Source organism: Actinoplanes sp. NPDC051494, from assembly GCF_044454705.1.
Lineage (GTDB): Bacteria > Actinomycetota > Actinomycetes > Mycobacteriales > Micromonosporaceae > Actinoplanes.
Window position 1 is genome coordinate 440,564 of sequence record NZ_JBITDZ010000004.1, and the last position, 15,770, is coordinate 456,333.

Here is a 15,770-nt window from a genome sequence, read left to right on the forward strand (position 1 = left end):
TATTGCAAGATGTAGGCAATAGCCAAGTCTATGCAGATTGAAGGCAGCGATGGCGCTCTACACGCTCCCCGACATGCCCTACGACTACGGCGCACTCGAGCCCGCGATGAGCGGCCAGATCCTCGAACTGCACCACAGCAAGCACCACGCCGCGTACGTCAAGGGCAGCAACGACACCCTCGACCAGCTCGCCGAGGCCCGCGACAAGGGCGACTTCTCCACCCTGGTCGGACTGGAGAAGACCCTGGCGTTCAACCTCTCCGGGCACGTCCTGCACTCGATCTTCTGGAACAACCTGTCCCCGGACGGCGGCGACCGCCCCGACGGCGAGCTGGCCGCCGCCATCGACGAGCACTTCGGATCGTTCGAGGCGTTCGCGGGACAGCTGTCCACCGCCACCAAGGGCGTGCAGGGGTCCGGCTGGGGCATTCTGGCCTGGGAGCCACTGTCGCAGCGCCTGATCGTCGAGCAGGTCTACGACCACCACGGCAACATCGGACAGGGCTCCACCCCGATCCTCGCGTTCGACGCCTGGGAGCACGCCTACTACCTGCAGTACAAGAACGTACGCCCGGACTACGTCGACCGGCTCTGGGACCTGGTCAACTGGGCCGACGTGATCAAGCGCTTCGACGCCGCCCGCGCGGCCGGCAACCCGATCATCATTGCCCCCTGACCCGCACGCTCTGAACGCGTTCCAGGACGCACAGCGCGCCGCCGGGGCCATCGCTGCCAAACACCGTGGCGATCTCGACGGCGCGCAGGCGCTGCTCGCCTCGTTTCCCGATGAAGCCAGCCGTACCCGCGGGTTTCAGTTGCTCGCCGAGCTGGCGCTGACCATTCTGCGCGCTCAGACCGGCGAGAGCATGGACGACCTGGTGCAGCAGCTGAGCTTGCACATCGCCGCCGTGGCGACAGACGGCCCACCCGTCTGAGCTTGTCGCAAGGCAGGGCAACTACGTCATGACGGCGGTCGTCGACGCCATACCAGGGCACGGTGTCCCGGCGCAGCGATGATCCATCGCGCCGGGACACCTCCCCCGCGTCCCACAGGACTGCCAATCCTCGTTGCCGGTCACCCCGGCCCGCTCGGCGCGGGCCCGCGGTCGGCGATGTAACGCTCCTGCTGGCGGTCCCAGCGGCGGATCCACTCACGGGCCTGGTCCTGGTTCACACCGCGACGTGTCCCGTCACCAGATACTGCAGCTGGACCTCGTGGTTCTCGGCCACACCGTAGCGCTGGTCGAGCTCGAGGATCGTGGTCAGCGGCGTGAGCGTGACGTCGGTGAGACCGGCCTGTTCGAACAGGGCGACACTCTGCTGGATCGACGTTGCGGCGGCCAGGGGCAGTGCTGCGCGGACCTCGTCGTCGTAGATGTCCACGCCCCGGGGGAACCAGGTGCTGTCGACGGCGGCAATCATGCCACCGGGCCGCAGCAGGCGGGTCCAGTTCGCGAGCGCGGCCTGGGGCTCGCGCAGGGTCCACAGCAGGTACCGGCTGGTGATCGCGTCGAAACCGGCTGCCGGGAAGCCTGGTTCCACCGCGTCACCGCGCAGAATAGTGGGCGGGTTGTCCATGGCCGCGGCGTGGGCGCGGGCCCGGTCCAGCATGCCCTCGGCGAGGTCGATGCCGGTGACGCGGTGACCGAGACCCGCGAGCATGACGGCGACCTGGCCACTGCCGGTCCCGACGTCGAGCACATCCGCGGGCGCGGCGGGAAGTGCCTGTTCCCAGACCTTCGCCCAGGCGGCCTGGTCGGCGGAGAAGCGTTCGGGGCGCCGCTGATAGTCGTCGTAGGCAGGCGCGCGGCCCGTCCAGTAACCGTTGATACGTCCCTGCACGTCACTCATGCGTCCTGCCTTTCACGCGGATGGAAGAGAAGATGGATCGACCCTTGCAGCTCGAGACGCTGGATCCCGATGCCGTAGACGGGTTCGAGGATCGCCGGGTCGAGGACCTCGTCGACGGTGCCCGCCGCCACGACACCACCACCGGCACCGAGCAGCACCAGGTCGTCGCAGTAGCGGGCGGCCAGGTTCAGGTCGTGCAGCACCACGATGGAGCAGGTGCCGAGGTCACGGACCAGGCGCAGGATCTCGTGCTGGTAGCGGATGTCGAGATGGTTGGTCGGCTCGTCGAGCAGCAGATGGGTCGCCTCCTGCGCGAGGGCGCGGGCGATCAGGACCCGTTGGCGTTCACCGCCCGACAGTCCGGCGAACGCGCGGGCACCCAGATGGGACGCGCCGACCCGGGCCAGGCACCGCGCCGCGATCGCGTGGTCGGCGGCGCCGGAGCGCTGGAACGTCGACAGATGCGGGCCACGGCCGAGCAGCACCATCTCCCCCACCGTCAGCGCCGTCTCGCCACCGCTCTCCTGCACCACCACCGCCAGCCTGCGCGCCGCCTCGCGGGCCGCGAGCGACGGCAGTTCGTCACCGTCGACGGTGACCCGGCCGGTACGGCTACGGAGCGCGCCGTAGAGCAACCTCAGCAGGGTCGTCTTGCCGCTGCCGTTCGGGCCGATCAATCCGAGCAGCCGCCCGGGCCGGGCCGTGACACTGACGGCCTCGATGACCGGGTTCGTGCCGTAGGTCCACGACACCGCCTCGGCTTCGATCATGCCCCGGTCCCGAACCGCTGCACGATGTTCTCGAGACCGTCGATGGACAGCGGGCTCGGCGGTTCGGTGAAGTTGAACAGCTGAGCCATGACGTCGCCGTTCTTGACAGCGGTCAGGTCCTTCGCACCCGGCAGCGTGGTGATCGCCTGCTCGACCGCCCTCGGGTCACCGTCGCTGTGCAGCAGGATCAGCACATCGGGATTGCGGCCGAGCAGTTCCTCCATGGTGACCTCGAAGACCCGCTCGTCGACGTCACCGAACACATCTGTGAAACCGGCGGTGGCCAGCTGCGGGTGAGCCATGCTCTTCTTCCCGTACGCGTACGTCACGCCACCACCGACCGTCGGGTACAGCACCGCCGCGGTCCGCCCCGGCGCCACCGCCTTGATGCCGGCCATCCGCTCCTTGAGCGTCGCGACCGCCGCTGTGGCCTCGGCGCCCCGGTCGAACACCTTGCCGTAGGACTGCATCTGCTCGTAGATGTCGTCGAACGACGGATCAGGCACGCCCTGCTCGCACAGTGCCGGTTCCTCCAACAGCGGGATGTCCACCGCGGACAACGTGTCGCGCGACAGGTTGTCGACCTCCCCGAGGACGAGGTCGGGCTGCTGACTGATCACGATCTCCTTGGAGATCTGCAGGTGGCCGCTGGTATCGGTCTTGTCCGTCAGCAGCGGGACCGCCTTGAGCTCGGCGATGGTCGCCGCGTCGTAGTACGCGTCGGGGTACGCGCCGGCGCGGGCGGTCACCCGGTCCATCACCCCGAGGTCGTGCAGGAACGGCACTGCGGCGCTCTTGAGCATGACGACCCGCTTGGGCTCGGCTGTGAATGTGACATCCACGCCGCAGTTGGAGACGGTGACGGGGTAATCGCCGGTGGCCGCCGCGGTGTCCGCGGTGGTGTCGGCACCGCATCCGGCGCTCAGCAGGATCAGCACGGAGGCGGCGGCGAAATGAGGTGTCCGCATGACATGTCCTTTACGCGGCGGAGGAGTGGAAACGACGGATCAGCACGATGAGGAAGGGTGCGCCGAGCAGGGAGGTGATGATGCCGATCGGGATCTCCTGCGGGGCCAGCAGCACCCGGGCGATGACATCGGCCCAGACCAGCAGGATCGCGCCGAGCAACGCGGCCACCGGCACCACCCGCACGTGGGTGGCACCGACGATGCGCCGGGCCAGATGCGGGACGACCAGGCCGACGAATCCGATGCTGCCCGACGCGGAGACCAGCACACCGACACAGAGCGCGACCACGACCAGCATCCCGGTCCGGAACCGGTCGGGCGAGACACCCAGGGTGTGGGCGGTCTCGTCGCCGATCGCGAGGGCGTCGAGGCGCCGGCCCTGCACGGTCAGCACACCGATCGTCAGCACGACGACCAGCGCGACCACGGCCAGGGGACCGTCCCAGCGGGCCAGGCCCAGCGAGCCGAGCAGCCAGAACATCACCGACCGGGCGCCCTCGGCGGACCCGGACGCAAAGATCAGGAAACTCGTTGTCGCATACAGCGCGTAGCCGACCGCGACACCGGACAACAGCAGGCGGATCGAGGTCACCCGCCCGCCGGTACGGGCGATCAGGAACACCAGCAGCGACGCCGCGAGAGCACCGAGGAACGCACTGAACGGCAGCGCGTACTGACCGAACCCGGCGCCCACGCCGAACAGGATCGCCGCCGCCGCACCGCTGGAGGCACCGGAATTGACGCCCAGCAGATACGGGTCGGCGAGCACGTTGCGGACCATCGCCTGCAACGCCACCCCGGACACCGCCAGGCCCGCGCCGACGAGCATGCCGAGCAGCACCCGCGGCAGGCGCACCTGCCAGACGATCGCGTCCTGCGGCGGGCTCCAGCTCACCTCACCCGGCCACCCGGCCACATGGTGGCCGATGACCTGGGCCACGGTCAGCGGGGCGATCCCGACCGCACCCGATCCCACGGCGACGACACCGGTCAGCATCAGTCCGGCCGTCAGCCCCAAGAGCCAGGCGACGGTTCGGCGCTGACGCGCTCCGACTCCGAGCAGATCGGTCACACCCCGACGCCCTTCTACATGCCTCATCAAGGCTGTTGCCAATGATGTGCAAAAGCTAGCAGCTCGGATCAGCTCACCGACATGGCCATGATCACCATCGGGCCGTTCCGGACCCGACGGCACCGTTGACCGGGAGTACACCGACCCCGGCGTCGTCAGAGCATCCACCCGGTTCAGCGACTACTTCCTCAACGGGACACCGTCGCCACCGGCACGCGGTCCCGCACCGGAGAAGTCGAACCGATTTTCGCCCCGGCCCTCAAGGGCGCCACCGTGCCCTTCACCCGGCCTCGGCAGGGCATCCGGCGCGCCGCCGCCATTCATCCGTTGCGGAGCTGCACATACACCTCGTACGGCTGGCTGCCACCCATCACCTCCGGGTAGGGCAGGCCCAGCAGCTTGCACGCGGCGAACAGGCCGTCGGGACAGGTCCGGGCGCGTTCGTGCTCCACCACCCGCGTGGCGGCCGTCTGGCCAGCGCATCGGAAGCCGTCGAGTTCATCGCCGGGCGCGGGTTCAGCGCGGGGACACCTCCAGGGTGGCCAGGAAGTCGTCGAAGGCCCGGTCGACGCGGGCCGTGTCGCCGGTGGCGTCGAGGTCCATGATGAGCCCGCGGACCACCGCGAGCACCAGCGTGCCCAGCTCGGGACGGCCGAGGCTGCGCATGCCGTCCTCGAACGGCCGCAGCCAGTCGGTGGTGGCCTCGCGACGGAAACCCGGCCACAACCGCTGGTCGGCGCTCTCCCGCAATTTCGAGAACATGCTGAGGTACGGCCGGCCGGCCGGCCCGGTCATGACCCGCCAGGCATTGCGCAGGGTGACCGGGTACTCCTCGCCGGGGCGTGGGGTCACGAGGTCACCGAAGAGGTCGCGTTGCCGCTGCCGCGCCTGCCCCAGCGTCTCGCGCAGCAGCGCGTCGCGGGTGCCGAAATGGTAGATCAGCATCCGGGTGGACACGCCGGCCGCCGCCGCGAACGGCTCGAGCCGGTCGGGCAGCCCGTGCGCGAGCGCATGGTCGACGCACGCGGCGAGGATCCGGCCGCGGATCGCGGGCTGCTTGTGCCGTCCCATGACCACACATTTTCACGTAACTGGTGGTACGTCTACCGTGGGGGCATGCGTATTATTTTTGTGCACGGAGCGTGCGTGCGAGACGGATCATGGTGGTGGCACCCGACCGCCGAGGCGCTGCGGGACAGCGGTGTCACCAGCGTCGCCCCGGCGTTGCCGAGCTGCGGCGAAACCGGGGTGCCGGCCGGTCCGCAGGGCCCCGGCCTGGAAGAAGACATCGCCTCGGTGCGTGCGGTGCTACTGGAGGGCGACGAGCCGACCGTGCTCGTCGGGCACAGCTACGGCGGCATCGTCGCCTCCGCGGCGGCGGTGGGCGTGGCCACGGTGCGTCACATGGTGTTCGTGTCGAGCTATCTGCCCGAGCCCGGTGAGTCGCTGTCGACGTTCGGCGCCGACACTCCCCCGCCGTTCCTGGACTTCGACCCCGGCGCGGGCACCTTCGGCGCCCGGCCCGAGCTGTTCGCCGAGACGTTCGCCCAGGACTGCGCACCGGAGATCGTCCGCGACGCGGCGACCCGCCTGGTCCGGCAGACGCTCGCCGTGACCCAGCAGCCCGTCCGCGAGGTGGCCTGGCCCGGCCTGCCCACGACCTATCTCGTGTGCACCGAGGACCGGGGCACGCCGGCCGCGGCCCAACGGGAGTTCGCCCGCCGCGCGGACACGGTCGTCGAGGTGGCGGCCGGCCACCACCCGTTCCTGTCCCGGCCGCGGACGGTCGCGGACATCGTCAGCCGTTGACGGCGTTGTGCACGGCGACGCGATGGGTGTCCGGGTTGGACCAGCTCCAGTTCGGGTGGGCCCGGTTGGTGAGCAGGACCACGACCATCTTCTTCGCGGGTACGACGAGCAGGCTGGTGCCCGCGAAACCGGTGTGCCCGAAGCTCGTCGGGGAGGCCAGCTTGCCCATGAACCACGACTGGTTCATCTCGACGCCGAGACCGTGGTCGGCCGTACGGTTCGGGCGCTCGAGGTCGATGGCCTTCTTGCCCTTGTTGACGTTCGTCAGCGCCTTCTTCAGGATCGCGGCGGACAGCAGGCGCTTGCCGTTGTAGGTGCCCCCGTCGAGCATGAGCTGCCCGATGACCGCGACGTCCTTGGCGGTGGCGAAGATGCCCGCGTGCCCGGCGACGCCGCCGAGGTTGTTGGCGACGTCGTCGTGCACGGTGCCGCGCAGCAGGCCCCGGGAGGACCGCGCGTCGGTGGCGACCAGGCGCTGCTTGTCGCCGACCCAGGTCAGCGGCTTGAAGCCGGTGTCCTTGAGACCGAGCGGGGTGGTGATGGCGTCCCGGACGGCTTTGTCCAGGGTCTTGCCGGTGAGCTTCTCGACGAGCCGGCCCAGCACCATCAGCCCGACACTGGAGTACCGGAACGTGGTGCCGGGCACGCCGCCGGAGACCAGCGGGGTGGTCATGACCGCTTTCCACCGGGCGGTGTTGTTCGCCAGCCCGGTGACCTTGGCCCCGACCGGCAGGGCCGAGGTGTGCGCCAGGAGCTGGGCGATGGTGATCGCGCCCTTGCCGGTGCCGGTGAACTCGGGCAGGTAACCGGCCAGCGGGGCGTCGAGGTCGATCTTGCCCTGGTCGGCGAGCTGCAGCACCAGCAGCGCGGTGTAGACCTTGGTGATGGAGGCCAGGTCGAAGATCGAGTCGGTGCGCATCGCGACCCGCTTCGCGGCGGGGAGCTCGACCGGGCCGGCCTTGTAGCGCAGCGCGTGCCCGACGGCGGTGTGCAGCGTGGTCTTCCCGTCGACGAGCACGAGCGCGACCGCCCCGGCGTACCCGGGATGTTTCGGGTTGTCCGTGGTGGGTTTCAGGTATTTCGTCAGCACGGTCCTGACCCGGGCCACGTACGGCGGCGCCAGGGCCTGAGCGACATCGGCCGGCACCGCGCGGGGTGCGGCCGTGGTCGCCGCCGGGGCGGTCGGCGCGGCGCCGGCCGGAGCGATCGGGGCCACCGCGTCCCCGGTCGCGGCGGCCTGCTGCCAGCTGGGGGCGGCCGGCTCGGGCGATCGGCAGCCGGCGGTGGCGGCTACGGCGGACAAACCGGTCAGCAGGGCGGTGCGGCGAGATATCGACACGGCAGCATGATGCCACGACGACGCCGCCCGCGGGGCACCTGCCGACCGGTCGGACCACCGGCCGCACTCACCGGCCGGCTGACCGGGTCCAGCCCTGCGGGGTGTGCTCGACGGCCCCGGCCGCCGCGAACGCGTCGAGCCAGCCCCGCATCGGCCAGGATCCCCAGCGGTCGGCGAAGAGCCGGCCGTTGCGCAGGATGTCGTCGAGGTGCTGCCACGGCGGGGTCGAGGTGGGGTGGTACTGGTGGTAGGCGTGCGCGCCGCCGACCCAGACGAGCGGGACGCCCACGGCCCGGGCGGTGAACGCGAAGTCGGTGTCCTCGCCGCCGTACCCCTCGTAGCTCTCGTCGAAGCCGCCGACCGCGTGCCAGGTCGCCGCCGTCACCGCGAACGAGAGCGACCAGAACAACCGGTGCTCGCCCGGCACGTTCTCGCCGTCGGGCGGACTCGGCCGCGCCGGGTGCGGGTCGGTCAGGGCGGGGAGCTCGGCCGGGCCCGGTGGGACCGTCCCCTCCGGCAGGTAGGTGACCGGGCCGCACAGCAGGGCGCCCGGGTGCGCCTCCGCCGCGGCACGGTACCGAGCGAGCAGCCCGGGGCCGGGGAGGCAGTCGGCGTCGAGCAGGACGAGGAAGCCGGCTCCCCCGGCCAGCGCCCGCTCGACACCCCGGTCACGTCCGGCGGCGAGTCTCATGCCCCGCTCCCCCGGCGGGACGTGCACCAGCTCGGCGCCGGCGAACTCCGGCACGGACGGCGGCGGGCCGGCGTCCAGCCAGACCACGACGCGGCGTACCCGTTCCCGGGCCAGAAACCGCTGCTGACGGCGCACGTGGTCGAGCCGCGACGCGGAGCAGATGGTGACGACCGCGGTCGTAGCGCTCACGGTCCGACCTCCGCGATCGCGTCGGCGGCCCGGCGCGCGGCGCCGGTGACCTGCCAACGGGTCCAGTCGGGACGCAGGGACCGGGCCCGTTCGAGCACCCCGGGCCAGGCGGCGTCGGCGGGCCAGGCCGGTTCGACGGCCGCGAGGCCGCGGGCGGCGAGAACGCGGCCGGTCGCGACCTGTTCGCCGAAGGGACGCGGCTGGGGCACGACGACCGCCCGGGCACCGGCCGCGGCGAGATCCGCGATGCTGTTCTGCCCGGCGGCCGCGACGACCACCTCGGCCCGTTGCAGCGCCTGCCACGGGTCCTCGAGCCAGGTCGCCGCCGAGCCGCCCGCGAGCTGCCAGTGGGTGCCCGGGGTCGCGGCGGACGCGCGGGCGACGCGATCGGCGAGATCGTCCTCGGCGGCGCCACCGCCGAGCACGAGCACCGTGCCGGGATCCGGTTCGGTGTCCCGGGTCCGGCTGTCGAAACGCGAGATGCCGCCGACCTCGACGAACCGATGCTCCGCGGCGCGGGCGTGCGCTCCCACCGGCCAGGGCGCCAGCACCCGCGACGCCGACGCGTACGCGAGCCGGTGCGGTTCGTCGCCGCGGTCGCCGGGCTGGGTGACGACGACCGTCGCGACGCCGAGGAGCCGCACGAACAGCGCCACCTCGACCGAGACGTCGATGACGAAACGGTCGACGGGCCCGGCTGCGACCGCGCCGGCGATGACGGCGAGCCGGCGCGCGTGCCCGGCGTGCCCGAGCGGGGCCCAGTGCAGCAGGCCACCGGCGGTCGGGTCGCTGCCGGCCGGGTCGGGGGCACCCGGCGGCCGGTCGTTGTCCGGGTCGAGGTGCGTCCAGCGGGTCCCCGGCGGGAGCACGTCCGGTTCGGGCAGCGAGCTGAAGACCACCACCTCGCCGGGGAGGTGCGGCCGCACCGCGCGGAACCGGGTCAGATGGCCCGCGCCGTGATGGTGGATGTACCAGCCGGTCAGACCCATGCGTCAGCTCCCGGCCGGGCGACCGCGGCGGAGCGGTCGAACACGGTTTCGAGCTCGGCGGCCCGGTGGTCCAGGGAGAAACGGGTGATGGCCGCCGCACGGGTCTGCCGGCGGTGCCGGCCGTCGCCGCCCCGGGCGCTCGCGAGCTGCTCGGCCGCCTCCGCCAGCGCCTCGACGTCGCCCGCCGGCACCAGCCGGACCGCGGGCGCGGTGCCCGCGACCTCGCCGATGCCGCCGATGTCGAACGCGGCGACCGGGGTGCCCGTGGCCTGCGCCTCCGCGACGACGAGACCGAACGGCTCCGCCCAGAGCGGGGTGACGAGCGCGCAGGCGCTGCCGCCGACGAGCTGGGCGAGAGCCGGCTGCCGCAGCGGCCCGAGATACTCGATGCCGTCGCCGAGGAACGGCCGGATGTGTTGCCGGAAGTACGGGGCGTCGCCGACCCGGCCGGCGATGCGCAGCTGCCGGCCGGTGAGCCGGGCGGCCTGCACCGCCAGATGCGCGCCCTTCTCCGGCACGATCCGCCCGAACCAGACGAGGCCACGGCCGCCGGGACCGAGGCGCCAGCGGTTGACGTCGATCGCGTTCGGCACGACGAGCGCGTCCACGCCGTGCGCCCACCACTCGGCGGCGGTGTAGGCGCTGACGGCGAGGAACCGGCCGGGGTGGATAGCCGTGCGGGCGGCCTCGACGAGGGCCGGGAGCGGCGGCGTGTGCAGCGTGGTCACGACCGGCACCCCGAGGCGGTCGGCCCAGGTCAGCGGCTGCGGGTGCAGGCTGTGGTTGTCGACCAGGTCGATGGTGTCCGCGTGGCGCCGGATGAAGTCGAGCGCCTCCTCGAGGGCCGGGATGGCCCGGTCGAGGTGGCCCGGCGGATACGTGGAGTCGGTGGCGTCCACCTCGTCGGGCCAGACGGCGGCCGGCAGCCGGAACGCGGCCGGGGCGTCCTCCTGGAACTGCGAGCCTTCCACCGCGCAGAGCAGCACCCGGTGCCCGCGGGCACGGAGCATCCGGACGCGGTCCCACACCATGGCCTCGAGCCCGCCGGCGTGCGGCTCCCGGATGGGGTGCCGCAGCGGCGCGATGACGGCGATCGTGCGGGGACGCACGGACCCGGCGCTCACGCGGCTCGCCCAGCGGAACCGGCAACGACCCCACCGTGGTCGGCCAGGACGCGGTCATAGAGCGCGGTGTGGGCGGCGGTGATCGCGTCAGCCCCGGCCACCCGCTGCCGGCGCCGGTCGGCGAGACGGGCCAGCCGCCCGGCCGAGCCCGGCCGCGGTGCCCCGGCGACCAGTCGGCGCACGGCCCGGGCCAGCGACTCACCGTCGCCCGCGTCGAACGCGGCGAAGTCCGCCGGATGCTGCTCGCCCGCGTGGCCGACGCGCGGGCCGGCCACCGGGACACCGAGGTCCCAGCAGAGCTCGACCCAACCGGAGTGCGTACCGCTGCGGTACGGCAGGACGGCGATGTCCAGGTCGGCGATGGACCGGGCGAGGGCGGCGTCGTCGAGCCGTTCGGTCCGGCGCAGCTCGGCGGCGGGATGCGCGGCGACGAGCGCGGCAACCTCGGCACGGGCGTTCTCGTCCCGGACCCGCTCGTTGACCTGCACCCGGGCGACCGCGGCGAGGCCCCGCGCGGTCAGCCGGTCCACGGCGTCGAGCAGGGTCGCGACGGCGCGGACGGCGTCGATGCCGGGACGGATGTCGCGCAGGTGCACGCCGAGCACGACCTCGTCCGTACGGTTCCCGGCCGGCCGGTCGGCGTCGAGATCGAGCACGTGCGGATGCGGTACGACCTGCGCCACCCGGCCCCAGCGCCGCTCGATCGCGGCGGCGGCACCGGCGGTCAGCGTGATGATCCCAGCGGCGGCCGGGACCAGGATGTCGAGGTGCTCGAGGTGCGGCGCCTGGTCGATCAGCTGGGGGTTCTCGAGATCGTGCAGCGTGTGGACGAGCGGGCGGCCGGTCGCGCGCAACGCGCGTACGAGCGAGCGCAGGTGCTCGGCCGGGTACGACTCCGTCCCGAAGTGCACGTGCATGACGTCGAAGCGGTCGTGGTTCGCGGCCACCCACGCGGCGTCGAGCATGACCGGTGGCCACCAGCGCCCGTCGATGGCGCCGGGCGGCGGCGGATCGGGCAGCAGGTCGATCCCGTCACCCCGAGTCACGTGCCGCACATACGGGTGACCGGCCGGAATCGACGCCACTGTGACGGTGGGTACGGCGAGCCGCATCGGTGGCCTCCTCGAGGGGTCGGTCAAAGGTGGTGCAGGCGACCGACGCGAACTCGGGATGCTTGCTGGACAGCATCATTCCCCCCTGGGCCCCGATCCAATCCGAGACGTTGCCGACAGAATCGCCTCGACCCTGGAGGTGTATACCGGGTGCGGGCGGGAATCCTCGGCGATCATGTCTATGTCTGCGCCGCCCAGCCCCCGGACCCGGCACTACGGTGCGTTCTACGGTCTGGACGAGCCGGCCGGCGACGGCCCGGTCACGCTGGTCACCGGGAACTGCCAGGCGGAGTCGCTGCGCATCATGCTCGACGGCGCGGGGTTACGGACGGTCCGGTCACCCGCTGTCCACGAGCTCACCGCCACCGACCTGCCGCACCTCGACCGCTGGCTGGCCCGGACGGCGCTGCTGGTCACCCAGCCGATCCGGGACAACTACCGCGGGCTCCCGCTCGGCACGGCACAGCTCGCAGCCCGGCTCGGCCCCGGCGCCCGGACCGTACGGGTGCCGGTGATCCGGTTCGCGGGCCTGTACCCGGCACACGCCATCATCCGGCCGCCCGCCGACCCGGGTCTGGTCCCACCGGTCGTCGAGTACCACGACCTCCGCCTCCTCGCCGAGGCCGCGGGACTCCCCCGCCGCCCACGGCTCGACCCGGCGACCGTACGCGCGATCGCCGCGCACTCCCTCGACCAGCTGCGGATGCGCGAAGCGGCGCACCGCACCGTGGTCGTCTCCGACCTGTTCGCGGCACCGTCGTTCGCGCAGATGCGCACCCTGAACCATCCCGGCAACACGATCTTCACGGCGCTCGCCGCCCGTGTCCGGGCCGCGGCCGGCGTGCCCGGGCACCCGGTCGATCCGGGCCGCCCGTTGCTGGACGCCATCCACGCGCCCCGTGAGGCGGCGGTCGCCGAGGCGTGGGGACTAGACGAGCCGGAACGCCCGCACTGGATCGTCGGCGGCCGGGTGGTCGAGACCGGAGCCGTCCGCGAGGCCCACCTGTCCTGGTACGCGGCGCACGCCGACGTGGTGCGGGCCGGCCTCGTGCGGCACGCGGACGCCCTGCGCCTGCTCGGCCTCGGATGAACGGGCTGCCCGCGCTCGTCGTCACCGCCGACGAGCGCCACGGGGTCACCGTCGCCGCCCGGGACCTGGCCGAGGCCGTGGAGGCGTCGATCGGCGCCCCGCTGCGGGTGACCGCACAGGCACTCCTCGGCGACCACCCGCCGGATCGCGCTCACCTGCATTTCACCGACCGGCTCTGGGCCGGCTCCCCGGCGGAGGCGGCCACGCTCGTGGAACGGATCGCCGCGCGGACCGCGCTCACCGTCACGCTGCACGACGTCCCGCAGCCCTCCGACGGCCCGCGCAACCTGCCGCGCCGGACCGACTGCTATGCCCGCGTCGTGCGGGCCGCCCGTGGTGTCGTGGTCAACAGCCGGCACGAGGCGGCCCACCTCGCCGAGGCCGGCATCGTGCCCCGGGCGCTCGGCGTCGTACCGTTGCCCGTCACGCCCGCACCACCCGGGCCGCGGCCGCGACCCGGCCCGCCCGACGTCGCCCTGCTCGGATTCTTCTATCCCGGCAAGGGCCACGCGGACGTCGTGGACGCGGTCGCCGCGCTCGCCTCCCGGCCACGCGTGACCGTCCTCGGTGGCCCGTCCGCCGGCCACGAGAACGACCTGCGGACGTTCACCGAACAGGCCGCGGCGCGGGGGGTGCCCGTCGACGTGACCGGTTTCGTGCCCGAGCGGGACCTCATCGCCCGCTGCCGGCAGGTCACCGTGCCGGTCGTCGCGCACCGGCACTTCTCCGCCTCCGGTTCGCTCGCGACCTGGATCGCCGCGGGCCGCCGCCCGCTCGTCGCCGACGGGCGCTACACCCGGGAGATGGCGCTGCTGCGACCCGCGACGGTGCGCCCTGTCGCGCCCGGCCTGCTCGGGGAGGCGATCGCCGGCGCGCTCGCCGACCCGGGATCGACCTGGCTCCCGGCGGACGCGGTCACCCGCCCGCATCTCGACGACACCGCCGCCGCCTACCTGCGCTGGTGGACGAAGGACATCGCATGGTGAAAGGCCGTTGCCTGCCCGGCAACCGATGGGACCTGCTCGACGGCGTCGAGCCCGACCGGCCGCCCGCCGTGTCGGTCGTCGTCGTGCACTACCGGCAACAGGCGGAGTTGGACCGTACGCTCGCCGCGCTGCGCCGCCAGACGCATCCCGCGGACCGGACCGAGGTGATCGTCGTGGACGACGGCTCACCGCAACCGCCACGGGTGCCGGCCGGGGTCCGCCTCCTGCGCCAGGCCGACGAGGGATTCCGCGCGGCGGCGGCGCGCAACCTCGGCGCGTCGGTCGCGACCGGGGACGTGCTCTGCTTCCTCGACGCCGACACGGTCCCGGAGCCCGGATACCTTGCCCGGATGGCACGGCTGCCGGCCCTGGCACCCGAGGCGGTCGTCGTGGGCCGCCGGAGGCACGCCGCACTCGCCGGGCTACCGGCCGACGCCCCGGTGGAACGCGCCGGCCCGGCGGCCGAGCTGCCCGAACCGCAATGGCTGCGCGACGGCTACCGGTACACCCGCGACCTGCTCGACGCCGACGACCGGTCCTACCGGTACGTGATCAGCGCCGCGCTCGCCTGCTCCCGCTGGTTCTTCGAGCAGGTCGGCGGCTTCGACGAGAGCTTCCGTGCGTACGGCGGCGAGGACTGGGAGTGGGCGCACCGCGCCTGGCTGCACGGCGCCGTCCTCGCGCACGCCGCGGACGCGGTGGCCTGGCACGACGGACCCGACTGGGCCGGCCGGGACGCCGACGACCCGGCCCGCCGGGCGCGCAAGGACGCCGAGACGCTGCTGCTCGCCGACGTCGTCCCGGTCGCCGGGTCCCGGGGCCACGGGCTGCGCAGCGCGCATCCGGACGTCGTCATCCGGCTCGGCGCGGCACCGTCGCCGGCCGCGGCATTCGTCTGCGTCGATTCACTGCTCGCCGCGCTGCCCGCGGCGGTGGTGTCCGTGCCCGGCGACCTCATCGGTCTGTTCGCCGCGGATCAGCGGGTGACGAAGGCCGACACCGGCCCGCTCGCCCGGGTCGTCGTCGAGGTGCCGGACGCGGTCCGCGTCGACCGGGTAGCGGACCTGCTCCGCGAGGCGGTCTCCACGGTCGGCGCCGGTGGTCTCGGGACGGTGCTGCTCGGACCGCCTGAGGCGCCCGTGCTCCGGATCGACTCCGCCCGTGCCCGCGCCCGGCGGCAGAGGTGGGGAACGGAACTGTTCGAAACCCGGGTGCACGCCGTCGACGGGCTCACCCCGCTCGGCGCCGATCCCGGCCTCGCCGGCTACCTTGGGGGCTGGTCCTGACCGCCGTCGCGGGACCGGCGTCTGCGCGGAGCCGCTGACCGGGGCGGCTGCGCGCGCATGTGGTCGCGTACCCGGGTCATGATGTCGCCGAGCTGGGGCAGGTCGTCGCCGGACAGCGGGGCGAACAGCATGTCCCGGGCGACCTCGATGTGCCCGGGAAGCACCCGGGCGAGCAGCTCACGTCCCTGGTCGGTGATGGTCACCAGGGTGCTGCGCTCGTCGTCGGGGCTGGGACCGCGCCGGACCAGGCCGGCCTTGTCGAGCAGCGCGGCCTGGTAGGTCAGGCCGCTGCGGCTGTAGACGACACCGTCGGCGAGGTCGGTCATGCTCAGCTCGCCGTCGGCGTCGGCCAGCCGGGCCAGCAGCTGGAACTGGACCCAGCTGAGGTCACCCTCGGCGCGCAGCTGCTGCTCGACGCGGTGCTGCAGCAGGCTGACCGCTTCCATGAGCGCGAAGTAGGCGTTCAGCTGGGCGGGTTCGAGAGCGGCCATCCC

18 protein-coding genes are annotated in these 15,770 nt (G+C 72.9%); 6 read left to right on the forward strand and 12 right to left on the reverse strand.

The window, feature by feature from the left end:
* The first annotated feature begins 49 nt into the window (after positions 1-49).
* A complete protein-coding gene (locus ACIA6A_RS18680; protein ID WP_396098923.1) occupies positions 50-676 on the forward strand; it encodes a superoxide dismutase in 627 nt (208 codons plus the stop codon).
* Positions 666-935, forward strand: a complete 270-nt coding sequence (locus ACIA6A_RS18685) for a superoxide dismutase (RefSeq protein ID WP_396098924.1) — start codon at positions 666-668, stop codon at positions 933-935. Before ACIA6A_RS18680 ends, ACIA6A_RS18685 begins: the two co-directional genes overlap by 11 nt.
* Positions 936-1,170: 235 nt before the next feature.
* Here the strand turns inward: ACIA6A_RS18685 and ACIA6A_RS18690 are convergent, their stop codons facing one another.
* The 6 genes from ACIA6A_RS18690 to ACIA6A_RS18715 all read right to left on the reverse strand — a co-directional run bounded on the left by ACIA6A_RS18690 (position 1,171) and on the right by ACIA6A_RS18715 (position 5,732).
* Complete coding sequence (locus tag ACIA6A_RS18690; protein ID WP_396098925.1) at positions 1,171-1,851, reverse strand: class I SAM-dependent methyltransferase; 681 nt, start codon at positions 1,849-1,851, stop codon at positions 1,171-1,173.
* Positions 1,848-2,621 carry an ABC transporter ATP-binding protein gene (locus tag ACIA6A_RS18695; protein WP_396098926.1) on the reverse strand — a complete coding sequence of 258 codons (774 nt, stop codon included), beginning with the start codon at positions 2,619-2,621 and terminating at the stop codon, positions 1,848-1,850. The genes ACIA6A_RS18690 and ACIA6A_RS18695 overlap by 4 nt, the downstream gene beginning before the upstream one ends.
* A complete protein-coding gene (locus ACIA6A_RS18700) occupies positions 2,618-3,589 on the reverse strand; it encodes an ABC transporter substrate-binding protein (RefSeq protein WP_396098927.1) in 972 nt (323 codons plus the stop codon). Before ACIA6A_RS18700 ends, ACIA6A_RS18695 begins: the two co-directional genes overlap by 4 nt.
* Before the next feature lie 10 nt (positions 3,590-3,599).
* Positions 3,600-4,661, reverse strand: coding sequence for a FecCD family ABC transporter permease (locus ACIA6A_RS18705; protein ID WP_396098928.1), 1,062 nt, complete (start codon positions 4,659-4,661; stop codon positions 3,600-3,602).
* A 320-nt stretch (positions 4,662-4,981) separates the two neighbouring features.
* Entirely contained in the window at positions 4,982-5,113 is a 132-nt protein-coding gene (locus tag ACIA6A_RS18710) for a hypothetical protein (protein ID WP_396098929.1), read from the reverse strand.
* 64 nt (positions 5,114-5,177) lie between these two features.
* Positions 5,178-5,732, reverse strand: a complete 555-nt coding sequence (locus tag ACIA6A_RS18715) for a TetR/AcrR family transcriptional regulator (RefSeq protein ID WP_396098930.1) — start codon at positions 5,730-5,732, stop codon at positions 5,178-5,180.
* Between the two features lie 45 nt (positions 5,733-5,777).
* Between ACIA6A_RS18715 and ACIA6A_RS18720 the strand changes: the two genes are divergently transcribed.
* Complete coding sequence (locus ACIA6A_RS18720) at positions 5,778-6,470, forward strand: alpha/beta hydrolase (protein WP_396098931.1); 693 nt, start codon at positions 5,778-5,780, stop codon at positions 6,468-6,470.
* Here ACIA6A_RS18720 and ACIA6A_RS18725 read toward each other — a convergent pair.
* The 5 genes from ACIA6A_RS18725 to ACIA6A_RS18745 all read right to left on the reverse strand — a co-directional run bounded on the left by ACIA6A_RS18725 (position 6,460) and on the right by ACIA6A_RS18745 (position 11,914).
* A complete protein-coding gene (locus ACIA6A_RS18725) occupies positions 6,460-7,809 on the reverse strand; it encodes a serine hydrolase domain-containing protein (RefSeq protein WP_396098932.1) in 1,350 nt (449 codons plus the stop codon). The genes ACIA6A_RS18720 and ACIA6A_RS18725 overlap by 11 nt on opposite strands.
* Before the next feature lie 67 nt (positions 7,810-7,876).
* A complete protein-coding gene (locus ACIA6A_RS18730; RefSeq protein WP_396098933.1) occupies positions 7,877-8,689 on the reverse strand; it encodes a glycosyltransferase family 2 protein in 813 nt (270 codons plus the stop codon).
* Entirely contained in the window at positions 8,686-9,678 is a 993-nt protein-coding gene (locus tag ACIA6A_RS18735; RefSeq protein WP_396098934.1) for a glycosyltransferase, read from the reverse strand. The genes ACIA6A_RS18730 and ACIA6A_RS18735 overlap by 4 nt, the downstream gene beginning before the upstream one ends.
* Complete coding sequence (locus tag ACIA6A_RS18740) at positions 9,669-10,802, reverse strand: glycosyltransferase (RefSeq protein ID WP_396098935.1); 1,134 nt, start codon at positions 10,800-10,802, stop codon at positions 9,669-9,671. Before ACIA6A_RS18740 ends, ACIA6A_RS18735 begins: the two co-directional genes overlap by 10 nt.
* Complete coding sequence (locus ACIA6A_RS18745) at positions 10,799-11,914, reverse strand: hypothetical protein (RefSeq protein WP_396098936.1); 1,116 nt, start codon at positions 11,912-11,914, stop codon at positions 10,799-10,801. The genes ACIA6A_RS18740 and ACIA6A_RS18745 overlap by 4 nt, the downstream gene beginning before the upstream one ends.
* A 175-nt stretch (positions 11,915-12,089) precedes the next feature.
* On the opposite strand from ACIA6A_RS18745, the gene ACIA6A_RS18750 reads away from it, so the two are divergent.
* From ACIA6A_RS18750 to ACIA6A_RS18760, 3 genes are read left to right on the forward strand one after another with little or no spacing between them, the layout of a single operon-like run.
* Positions 12,090-13,004, forward strand: coding sequence for a WcbI family polysaccharide biosynthesis putative acetyltransferase (locus ACIA6A_RS18750; RefSeq protein ID WP_396098937.1), 915 nt, complete (start codon positions 12,090-12,092; stop codon positions 13,002-13,004).
* The gene (locus tag ACIA6A_RS18755; protein WP_396098938.1) at positions 13,001-13,990 is read left to right on the forward strand and encodes a hypothetical protein; all 990 of its coding nucleotides are present in this window, start codon (positions 13,001-13,003) and stop codon (positions 13,988-13,990) included. Before ACIA6A_RS18750 ends, ACIA6A_RS18755 begins: the two co-directional genes overlap by 4 nt.
* The gene (locus ACIA6A_RS18760) at positions 13,984-15,276 is read left to right on the forward strand and encodes a glycosyltransferase family 2 protein (RefSeq protein WP_396098939.1); all 1,293 of its coding nucleotides are present in this window, start codon (positions 13,984-13,986) and stop codon (positions 15,274-15,276) included. Before ACIA6A_RS18755 ends, ACIA6A_RS18760 begins: the two co-directional genes overlap by 7 nt.
* On the opposite strand, the gene ACIA6A_RS18765 is transcribed toward ACIA6A_RS18760, so the two are convergent.
* Positions 15,255-15,767 carry a MarR family winged helix-turn-helix transcriptional regulator gene (locus tag ACIA6A_RS18765; protein WP_396098940.1) on the reverse strand — a complete coding sequence of 171 codons (513 nt, stop codon included), beginning with the start codon at positions 15,765-15,767 and terminating at the stop codon, positions 15,255-15,257. The genes ACIA6A_RS18760 and ACIA6A_RS18765 overlap by 22 nt on opposite strands.
* Between the last annotated feature and the right edge of the window lie 3 nt (positions 15,768-15,770).

Coding starts and splice junctions, on each gene's coding strand:
- ACIA6A_RS18680 (WP_396098923.1), top strand. CDS start 50: ATGGCGCTCTACACGCTCCCCGACATGCCCTACGACTACGGCGCACTC.
- ACIA6A_RS18690 (WP_396098925.1), bottom strand. CDS start 1,851: ATGAGTGACGTGCAGGGACGTATCAACGGTTACTGGACGGGCCGCGCG.
- ACIA6A_RS18695 (WP_396098926.1), bottom strand. CDS start 2,621: ATGATCGAAGCCGAGGCGGTGTCGTGGACCTACGGCACGAACCCGGTC.
- ACIA6A_RS18700 (WP_396098927.1), bottom strand. CDS start 3,589: ATGCGGACACCTCATTTCGCCGCCGCCTCCGTGCTGATCCTGCTGAGC.
- ACIA6A_RS18715 (WP_396098930.1), bottom strand. CDS start 5,732: ATGGGACGGCACAAGCAGCCCGCGATCCGCGGCCGGATCCTCGCCGCG.
- ACIA6A_RS18720 (WP_396098931.1), top strand. CDS start 5,778: ATGCGTATTATTTTTGTGCACGGAGCGTGCGTGCGAGACGGATCATGG.
- ACIA6A_RS18735 (WP_396098934.1), bottom strand. CDS start 9,678: ATGGGTCTGACCGGCTGGTACATCCACCATCACGGCGCGGGCCATCTG.
- ACIA6A_RS18745 (WP_396098936.1), bottom strand. CDS start 11,914: ATGCGGCTCGCCGTACCCACCGTCACAGTGGCGTCGATTCCGGCCGGT.
- ACIA6A_RS18750 (WP_396098937.1), top strand. CDS start 12,090: ATGTCTATGTCTGCGCCGCCCAGCCCCCGGACCCGGCACTACGGTGCG.
- ACIA6A_RS18755 (WP_396098938.1), top strand. CDS start 13,001: ATGAACGGGCTGCCCGCGCTCGTCGTCACCGCCGACGAGCGCCACGGG.
- ACIA6A_RS18760 (WP_396098939.1), top strand. CDS start 13,984: ATGGTGAAAGGCCGTTGCCTGCCCGGCAACCGATGGGACCTGCTCGAC.
- ACIA6A_RS18765 (WP_396098940.1), bottom strand. CDS start 15,767: ATGGCCGCTCTCGAACCCGCCCAGCTGAACGCCTACTTCGCGCTCATG.